The organism is Haladaptatus ordinarius (assembly GCF_054177595.1).
Genome location: NZ_JBPEHH010000249.1, coordinates 1 through 1,672, shown reverse-complemented (window position 1 = coordinate 1,672; position 1,672 = coordinate 1). Strand labels below are relative to the sequence as shown.

Genomic DNA, 1,672 nt, shown 5'->3' with positions numbered 1-1,672 from the left:
TCCATGTCACACAACTCTCCGTCATCATCTATATCAGGCCGCCAACTATGTGAACCATGCCGCATCTTACAGCCTCGGTTCGTCAGCTGCGGCGTTAGCACTTGTGGGTAAGAGACAGGCCTAAAGACGCGGGCCTCCCACAAGCCAGTCTTGCTGAGTTGGGATGGTTACGGTTTACACCCCGACGAGGTGCTGGCCATGCCATATTCACTGCTGGGATTCACGTGAAAGACGGAGTGTTCACGCCTGGGTTGGCACTGTATCTGACCTGGATACATAGTCTGTCGCAGTCATCTGTGAAGAACGTGGATCGAACGTAATCACGTTCAAACCGGTGGCGACGATGATCGATCCTTCGGATGAAGGATGCTCTGGATGATGCCATCGATATCTGGGGGTGGCACTTCCTCAGGCTCGTCGGATGGATAGTGTGGGACTGGCATGGATTTTCACCCAAAGTTGTAATACATCATCAATCACAATAATTGTTTCTCATGTTTGTATATATTTTGAACAAGATAATCGACGTGTCAATACAATATATAAATAACATTGGTTCGTCAGGAAAGCAAAAAACCGAGTGAGAGCGACGTGATGGCCCAACGAGCGTCTATCGTTCAGCAGTGGGTGCGAGCATATAGAACCCGACATCATACTCGTCTAACTCCTCACTCGCCAACATCACCCGCTCTTGCGAATCCTTTGTATCATCGACGATCACCTATGGCACACTCTGTCCAGGCGATCGCGCCGACCCCAACTCAGCCGTCCGCTCCAGTGCTGCCACACTCCGGGTCGACTGAGTGTACTCCTCCCGCTTTTTCGAAACACGATTCATGATTATCAATTCACTCGGATCAACCGCCCCACGTTCGAGGCGATCAACCCACGACCGGAGTTCCTCACAAACCGCCTTTGGATCACGGTACGTATCGACTGTTCGAATCAACTCCTTTTGCACCTCGTCAATATACGACGACGTATTTTGCTGGCGACACTCGGCCCCCCGATATTTATACTCGTCTTCCTCAGCGACCTTCCCGAAGTGCTTCGTCAACGCACCCGAATCACGCAGCGGAACAAAGGCAATCCAGTCGTAGTGCGCTTCGTGTTCGAGCCGCATCTCCACCATCGCTCACCCCACACCGTTCAAACCTATCCAAGCTATCGCTACTATCTCACCTATTGCACCTATTGTACCTATTCCACACAGTGACAGTGTCTCCACAGGCTGTGCCAACGGGGTGCCCGACAATGAGTAACACCACCGCTTCCGGAGCGTCAACCCCCCTCGATGGTGATGTCCCGGTCACCGACTTCGCCGAACACATTCAGACGCTCACCGACCGTATCGACGACCTCGGTCGTTGAAACAGGAAGCCCCGCCCTTTACAGTAGTTGCCGAACCTAGCTGGTGACTCGATTCGTAGTCGCTGGCATGGTCGACACAACCGAAGCAAAGCAGGTTTGTCGTGCCGCTTCCACTCTCATTTACCCGTCTCTAGAGTTTGGCATCAAACCGTGTGGAACCTACACGAGAGAGGACTTTCTCGAAGTCCTCTCTCGAATTGCCTTCGATCACGAGTTTGCGAATACAGGCGGGAAAACTGTCCAATTGAATCGGTCCGAGCCGGTCGACATCACGTCGACGGCTCGGAATCCTCTTGCGAAA

At 52.5% G+C, this 1,672-nt stretch carries 1 protein-coding gene; it reads right to left on the bottom strand.

Going from position 1 to position 1,672, the window contains the following annotated elements; genetic code table 11:
• Nucleotides 1-721 precede the first annotated feature (721 nt).
• Nucleotides 722-1,123 (bottom strand): hypothetical protein, encoded by a 402-nt coding sequence (locus tag ACR3FF_RS26950; RefSeq protein ID WP_458191154.1) that lies wholly within the window; start codon nt 1,121-1,123, stop codon nt 722-724.
• Nucleotides 1,124-1,672: the final 549 nt, after the last annotated feature.